Here is a 7,793-nt window from a genome sequence, read left to right on the forward strand (position 1 = left end):
GTTCCTCCTCGCGCAGGGCGCGGCCGAGGCGGCGCAGGTCGGAGCCGTCGAGGCCGCCGAGCGGGCCGGTCAGCAGGGTGTGGGCCAGTTCGACGGTCAGGGGCTCCGTGGCGTCCGGGCCGGGGGTGTCGGAGTCGGGGGTGTCCTGGTCGGGGGCGTCGAGGAGGCCCTGCTTGTCGCGGGCGGCCTGCTCGGCGCAGACCCGCAGCGCGAGCAGCAGTTGGGCGACGGCCGGCTCCTCGCGCAGCGGCAGGTCGTCGCCGTCGATCTCCAGCGGGACGCCGGCCGCGCCGAGCGCCCGCCGCACGCCGGGGATGGAGCGGGCGCCGGCCCGGACGAGCACGGCCATCTCGCCCCAGGGCACGCCGTCCTCCAGGTGGGCGCGGCGCAGCAGGTCGGCGATCGAGTCGAGTTCGGCGCCGGGGGTGGGGTAGGTGTACACCTCGACCCGGCCGCCTTCGCGGGAGGGCAGCAGGGCGCGGTGCTGGGCGAGTTTGTCGGCGGGCAGCCGGCCCATCGGCATCCGGCGGGCGAGTTCGCGGGAGGCGGCGAGCAGGACGGCGCCGGAGCGGCGGGAGACCCGCAGCACCTTGACCTCGGCGGGGGTCCCGTCGGCGCGGCGGAAGGTCTGGGGGAAGTCGAGGATGCCGTTGATGTCGGCGCCGCGGAAGGCGTAGATCGACTGGTCGGGGTCGCCGACGGCGACGAGGTCGCGACCGCCGCCGGCGAGCCGGCGCAGCAGCCGGACCTGGGAGGGGTCGGTGTCCTGGTACTCGTCGACGAAGACGACCTCGTAGCGCCGGCGCAGTTCCTCGCCGGTCTCGGGGCGTTCGGCGAGCAGCACGGCGCGGTGCACGAGTTCCGCGTAGTCGAGGACGCCGCGCAGGTCGAGCACGTCGAGGTAGTCGGCGAGGAAGTGGGCGGCGGCGGCCCAGTCGGGGCGCTGGACGCCTTGGGCGAAGCGTTCGAGTTCGGCCTCGCCGAGGCCGAGTTCGCGGCTGCGGGCGAGGACGGCGCGGACCTCGTCGGCGAAGCCGCGGGTGGTCAGGCAGGCGCGCAGGTCGAGCGGCCAGGCGATCCGGCCCAGGCCGTGCTTGGCGTCCTCGGCGCCGCCGGCCAGCAGTTCGCGGACCATGACGTCCTGTTCGGGCCCGGAGAGCAGCCGCAGCGGCTCGGCGTAGTCCTCCGGGTCCTGGTGGGCGCGCAGCAGGGCGTAGCAGAAGGAGTGGAAGGTGGTGGCCTGCGGGGCGGCGGCGGTGCCGCCGAGCCGGCCGGACATCCGGTCGCGCAGTTCGACGGCGGCCTTGCGGCTGAAGGTGAGGACGAGGATCTTCTCGGGGTCGGTGCCGTCCTGGATCCGCCGGGCGACCGCCTCGACCAGGGTGGTGGTCTTGCCCGTGCCCGGTCCGGCGAGGACGAGCAGCGGGCCGCCGGTGTGCTCGACCACGGCGCGCTGGTAGGCGTCCAGCACGGGCGGTTCGGGCTGGACGAGCGGGCTGCGCACGAGCCGGTAGGGGGAGCTCACGCGCCCGCCTCGCTTCGCTCGGCAGGGGCGTTCGCCCATGCGCGCCTTTCAATGGCTCGCTCGCTTCGCTCGCTCACGCGCCCGCCTCGCTCCGCCCGGCAGGGGCGTCAACCCATGCGCGCCTTTCAATGGCTCGCTCGCTTCGCTCGGCAGGGGCGTCAACCCATGCGCGCCTTTCGACGGCTCGCTCGCTTCGCTCGCTCACGGACGATCTTCCTGGGTGGTACAGAGGGGCATGGCCGGGGCGGGCCGGTGGGGCCCGCCCGCATCGAGCCTACGACCCTGCCCCGTCAATCCCGTCCGCGCGGCGGTTTCGGTGACGTCTGCGTCCCGTCCCAGCGGGCCCGCTTGAGGTCGACCCGGGGCGGGTCGGCGAGTTCGCGCAGCGGGGTGCCCTCCTCGCCGTAGTGGGCGAGGGCGCGGTGCTCGTGGCCGGGCAGGAAGCGGCCGTCCGCGCGGATCACCCGCCACCAGGGCACCGAGCCGCCGTACAGGGCCATCACCCGGCCGACCTGGCGGGGGCCGCCCTGGCCGAGGTACTCGGCGACGTCGCCGTAGGTCATCACCCGGCCGGGTGGAATCCGCTCGGTCAGATCGAGCACCAGTTCGGCGAACGGCGGTAGGGCGTCCGGGCCGCCGTCGTCTGTTACGTCCGTCACCTGCGGCATTCTTCCTTACAGGGACGCGCGCGCGGCCCCGTACGAACGACCCGCCGCGCCCGATCCGGCCCCTGTCCGACACGGGGGGTCGGGGCATGCCACCATCTTCGGGGCGGTGAGTGGTGATACGAGGACAAGACCAGATGACCGGGACGGCTACCGTGGGCATGGACGGGGACTCCGACGAGTCCGGCTCCGCCGTGCCCCCGGCGCCCGGTGACGAGTCCGAAGGGCGGCCCGGAAGCGGGCCGACGCCGGAAGTCTCCCTGATCAAGGACCTGACGATCAAGACCCCCACGCCCGAGAAGTCCCCCGAGCAGGCCCCCGCGTCCGCGCCGGAGCCGCCCGCCCCGGCGCCGCCGGCCCCGCGGACCGAGTACCACGACCCGCTGGACGAGGCCCCGCACCTGGACGTCGACGAGCCGCTGCTCGCCGCCCGCGCGCACCGCCCGTCCGACCTGATCCGCTTCCTGACCGGGGTCTTCGGGATAGTCGCCGTCTTCGTCCTGGCCGGCATCGCGACCTCGACGACCACCGGCATCGAGCAGGACATCGCCACCAACGCGCCGCACTTCTCCGCGGTGCTGTCCACCATCACCGGGCTGATCTCCAGCGTCGCGGTACTGGCCGTGCCGCTGGCCTTCGCCGTCGAGCGGCTGATCAAACGCGACGGCCTGCGGGTCGCCGACGGCGTGCTCGCCTCGGTGCTCGCGTACGGCGTCTCGCTGGGCATCGACTGGTGGGTGGCCGAAGGCGCCTCCGAGCACATCAGGACGGCGCTGACCCGGCTGCCGCTGGACAGCAACGGCAGCCTCACCGACCCGGTGCACGGCTACCTCGCCCCGGTGATCGCCTACATGACCGCCGTCGGCATGTCGAGCCGACCGCGCTGGCGGGTGGCCCTGTGGGTGGTGGTCGTCTTCAGCGGGGTCACCGAGCTGCTCGGCGGCTACACCACCCCCCTGTCGCTGATGCTCACCGTGCTGATCGGCTGGTCCGTCGCCTACGGCACGCTGTACGCGATCGGCTCCCCCAACATCCGGCCCACCGGGCAGCACCTGATGATCGGCCTGCGCAAGGTCGGCTTCACCCCGGACGGCGCCCACCGCGCCCCGGACGCCCCCGGCGGCACCCGCCGCTACTACGTCACCCAGCAGGACGGCCCGCCGCTGGACGTCCACATCATCGACCGCGAGCAGCAGGCCTCCGGCTTCTTCTACCGGGCCTGGCGGCGGCTGCGGCTGCGCTCGGTGGCCGTGCGGCGCAGCCCCCAGTCGCTGCGCCAGGCGCTGGAGCAGGAGGCCTTGATCGCGTACGCCGCGGCCGCCTCGGGCGCCCGGGCGCCACAGCTGGTGGCCACCTCCGAGCTGGGCCCGGACGCCGCGATCCTGGTGTACGAGAACGTCGAGGGCCGCACCCTGGACGAGCTCGCCGACGAGGAGGTCACCGACCGGGTGATGGCCTCGCTGTGGCAGTCGGTGGCCGCCCTGCACGAGCGCCGGATCGCCCACCGCCGGCTGACCGGCGAATCGCTGCTGGTGGTGGACGGGAAGGCCGCCTGCCTGGTCAACCTGTCCGGCGGCGACATCGCCGCCACCGACCTGACCCTGCGCATCGACGTCGCCCAGCTGCTCACCACCTTCGCCCTGCGGATCGGCCCCGAGCGGGCCGTCGCCACCGCCAACGCGGTGCTCGGCGCGGACCGGGTCGCCCAGGCGCTGCCGCTGCTCCAGCCGGTCGGGATGAGCCGCTCCACCCGGGTCGACCTCGCCAAGCTCACCAAGGAGCGCAAGGCCGCCGCCCGGGCCAAGGCCCTGGAGCAGGTCGCGGCCGGCGAGCGCACCCAGGAGCAGGCCGAGGAGGACATCGCGGCGGCCGGCGAGGACCTGCTCAGCCGCATCCGCGGCCAGATCCTGCAGATCGCCCCCGAGGCGCCGATGGAGCCGGCCAAGCTGGAACGGCTGAAGCCGAAGAGCCTGATCATGGTGATCGCGCTCACCTTCGCCGCCTACCTGGCGCTGACCACCATCAAGCCCGCCCAGCTCAAGCTCTCCCAGATGAACTGGGCCTGGGCGGCGGCGGCCCTGCTGGCGGCCGCGTTCAGCTACGTCGCCGCCGCGATGAGCCTGACCGGCTTCGTCCCCGAGCGGCTGCCGTTCCGGCGCACCGTCGCGGCCCAGCTGGCCGGCTCCTTCGTGAAGCTGGTCGCCCCCGCCGCGATCGGCGGCATCGCGCTCAACACCCGCTACCTGCAGAAGGCCGGCATCCGCCCCGGCCAGGCGGTCGCCTCGGTCGGCGCCTCCCAGCTGGCGGGCCTGGCCGGGCACCTGCTGCTGCTGTTCAGCTTCGGCCTGATCACCGGCAGCCAGACCAACGGCGACCTCTCCGCCTCCCGAGCCGTGATCATCGGGGTGCTGACCGCCGCGGTGCTCGCCCTGGTGGTGGCCGCGGTCGCGCCGCTGCGCCGCTTCGTGCTGGGCCGGCTGCGCTCGCTGTTCTTCGGCGTGGTGCCGCGGATGCTCGACCTGATGCAGACGCCCAGCAAGCTGGTCACCGGCTTCGGCGGCATCCTGCTGCTGACCCTGTGCTTCACCGCCTGCCTGGACTTCTCGGTGCAGGCCTTCGGCGGCGACGTCAGCTTCTCGGCCGTCGCGGTGGTCTTCCTGACCGCCAACGCGGCCGGCTCGGCGATCCCCACCCCGGGCGGCATCGGCCCGGTCGAGGTCGCCCTGATCGGTGCGCTGACCGTCGCGGACGTCTCCCCCGCGGTCGCCACCCCGGCGGTGTTCCTCTTCCGGGCGCTGACCTTCTGGCTGCCGGTGCTGCCGGGCTGGATCGCCTACAACGTGCTGCAGCGCAAGCAGGCGCTCTGAGCGTACGGACGGTCCGGACGGACGGACCGTCCGAGCGGACGGAGATGCGTAGAGGGGCCCGCCGAGCGGCGGGCCCCTCTGCGTATCCGTCGTTCTAGTAGACCGGCTTGTGCGGCTCGATCTGGTTCACCCAGCCGAGCACCCCGCCGCCCAGGTGGACGGCGTTGGCGAAGCCCGCGGCCTTGACCACGGCCAGCACCTCGGCCGAGCGCACGCCCGACTTGCAGTGCAGCACGATCTTCCGGTCCTGCGGCAGCTTCTCCAGGGCGTCGCCCATGAGGAACTCGTTCTTCGGGATCAGCACCGCGCCGGGGATGTTGACGATCTCGTACTCACCGGGCTCGCGGACGTCGATGAGGTAGATGTCCTCCTCGTCGTCCTGCCACTGCTTGAGCTGCTTGGAGGTGATGGTCGACCCGGCGGCGGCGGCCTGCGCCTCCTCCGACACGACGCCGCAGAAGGCCTCGTAGTCGATCAGCTCGGTGACCGTCGGGTTCTCCCCGCAGACGGCGCAGTCCGGGTCCTTGCGGACCTTCACCTGGCGGTAGTTCATCTCCAGGGCGTCGTAGATCATCAGCCGGCCGACCAGCGGGTCTCCGATGCCGGCCAGCAGCTTGATCGCCTCGTTCACCTGGATCGAGCCGATGGAGGCGCACAGCACGCCCAGCACGCCGCCCTCGGCGCAGGACGGCACCATGCCCGGCGGCGGGGCCTCCGGGTAGAGGCAGCGGTAGCAGGGGCCGTGCTCGGCCCAGAACACGCTGGCCTGGCCGTCGAAGCGGTAGATCGAGCCCCACACGTACGGCTTGCCGAGCAGCACCGCGGCGTCGTTCACCAGGTACCGGGTGGCGAAGTTGTCGGTGCCGTCCACGATCAGGTCGTAGCCGGCGAAGATCTCCATCACGTTGGAGTTGTCGAGGCGCTCCTCGTGCAGGACCACCTCGACGTAGGGGTTGATCTCCTGGACCGAGTCGCGCGCCGACTCCGCCTTGGAGCGCCCGATGTCGGCCTGGCCGTGGATGATCTGGCGCTGCAGGTTCGACTCGTCGACCACGTCGAACTCGACGATGCCCAGCGTGCCGACACCGGCCGCGGCCAGGTACATCAGCGCGGGCGAGCCCAGGCCGCCGGCGCCGACGCACAGCACCTTGGCGTTCTTCAGCCGCTTCTGCCCGGCCATCCCGACGTCCGGGATGATCAGGTGGCGGGAGTACCTGCGGACCTCGTCAACGGTGAGCTCGGCAGCCGGCTCGACCAGGGGTGGCAACGACACGGGGACTCCGATGGGGTCTTGTTCAGGCGGCCGGGGCCAGCCTCGGACGGGGTTGTTGCACCGCCACTCAGGTGGCTCTCTAGGCCAACAGTGTCACGCCCCACCGGTATTCCGAGACAGCTCGTCCGATGGGCGAGACGGCCCGCGCCGGATCGTGGAACCGCCCGCCGACCCCCCGAAAGTGCCCCTGGCCCGTGGTGACGGGCCCGGGGCACCCCCGCGCCGGCCTCAGACCCGACAGGCCGTCTCCAGCCAGACGTCCCCGAGCGACTCCTCCAGCGGCACCTGTGTCCGCCAGCCGAGACGGTCCCGGGCGGTGCGCACGTCCGCCTGCCGCCACGGCACCGGCTCGCCCGGGGCGGGGCGGCCCTCCGGCCGGTGGCCCTCCGCGCGGTGGCCCGGCAGGTGGTGGCCGGGCAGGTGGTCGCCGCCCGGTCCGCCCACCTGCGCGGGCAGCAGGACCTGCCGGTTCTCCTCCACGATCGACCCCTCGAAGCCCGACGCCCGGACCAGCAGCTGGGCCGCGTCCCGGGCCCGTACGGCGTGCCCGCTGCCGACGTTGATCACCCCGGTGGCGGCCGAGACCGCCGCCATCTGGATCGCCCGGGCGACGTCCCGCACGTCCACGAAATCCCGGTATCCGGACAGGTCCGGCATCCGCACCTGGCTCTCGTCCCGCTCCAGCGCCCGCCGCAGGCCCTCGGCCAGCCGCCCGAACAGCGAGGCGGTCGGCGCCCCCGGGCCCACCACGTCGAACACCCGCAGCACCGCCGCGTCCAGCCCGGAGGCCAGCACCAGCTCCGTCCCGGCCAGCTTGGACACCCCGTACGGGCCGACCGGCCGCGGCTCGGCCTGCTCGGACACCGGCACCCCGCCGGGCACCGGCCCGTACTCGGCGGCCGAGCCGACGTGCACCAGCCGGGCCGGCTCCCGGCTTCGCCGGATCGCCTCGCAGACCGTCGCGACGGCCAGCGTGTTCGACCGGATCAGGGTCCGCGAGCTGCCGTAGGTGGCGCCCGCGCAGTTGATCACCACCTGCGGCGCGACCGCGTCCAGGAAGCGGGCCAGCGCGCCCGGACTCCCGGTGGTCAGGTCGAAGCGGATGTCGGCCGAGTCGCGCCGGCCGAGCACCGTCACCTGCAACTCCTGGTCCATCAGCAGACGATCGGTCACCCGGCGGCCGATGAAGCCGTCGGCGCCCAGCAGCAGCACCCTCATCGGGGGCGTCCTTCCATGAAGCGAGGTCGAGGACGACCTGGCGGACTGAAAACAGCGAGAACAGCGAACGAGATCTGACAGGAACTCATCGGGCGGAGGTCCATCGGGCGGGCTCAGCGGTGCGAGCCCGCCCGGCCGAGCACCGCCCAGCCGTGGGCCAGCAGCACCGCCGCGACCGCACCGCCGCCCAGCAGCACGGCCGACGGCCAGGAACGGCCCAGGGCGAGCGGCACCGCCGCGGCGGC

5 protein-coding genes are annotated in these 7,793 nt (G+C 73.4%); 1 reads left to right on the forward strand and 4 read right to left on the reverse strand.

The window, feature by feature from the left end:
• Both BG452_RS24990 and BG452_RS24995 read right to left on the reverse strand, forming a co-directional pair.
• Positions 1-1,564 (reverse strand): UvrD-helicase domain-containing protein (locus BG452_RS24990; RefSeq protein ID WP_188306610.1); only part of this gene is annotated, 1,564 nt, incomplete at its 3' end.
• A gap of 251 nt (positions 1,565-1,815) precedes the next feature.
• Complete coding sequence (locus BG452_RS24995) at positions 1,816-2,193, reverse strand: MGMT family protein (RefSeq protein WP_188306611.1); 378 nt, start codon at positions 2,191-2,193, stop codon at positions 1,816-1,818.
• A 134-nt stretch (positions 2,194-2,327) separates the two neighbouring features.
• On the opposite strand from BG452_RS24995, the gene BG452_RS25000 reads away from it, so the two are divergent.
• Positions 2,328-5,057 carry a lysylphosphatidylglycerol synthase transmembrane domain-containing protein gene (locus BG452_RS25000; protein WP_223242699.1) on the forward strand — a complete coding sequence of 910 codons (2,730 nt, stop codon included), beginning with the start codon at positions 2,328-2,330 and terminating at the stop codon, positions 5,055-5,057.
• Positions 5,058-5,151: 94 nt separating this feature from the next.
• Here BG452_RS25000 and moeZ read toward each other — a convergent pair whose 3' ends face one another.
• Positions 5,152-6,330 carry an adenylyltransferase/sulfurtransferase MoeZ gene (moeZ, locus tag BG452_RS25005; protein WP_188306612.1) on the reverse strand — a complete coding sequence of 393 codons (1,179 nt, stop codon included), beginning with the start codon at positions 6,328-6,330 and terminating at the stop codon, positions 5,152-5,154.
• A gap of 228 nt (positions 6,331-6,558) precedes the next feature.
• On the reverse strand, positions 6,559-7,548 hold the full coding sequence (locus BG452_RS25010; protein ID WP_188306613.1) for an NAD-dependent epimerase/dehydratase family protein: 990 nt from the start codon (positions 7,546-7,548) through the stop codon (positions 6,559-6,561).
• Positions 7,549-7,793 lie beyond the last annotated feature (245 nt).

The organism is Streptomyces sp. CBMA123, from assembly GCF_014596465.1.
In the GTDB taxonomy this organism is placed as follows: Bacteria; Actinomycetota; Actinomycetes; order Streptomycetales; family Streptomycetaceae; genus Kitasatospora.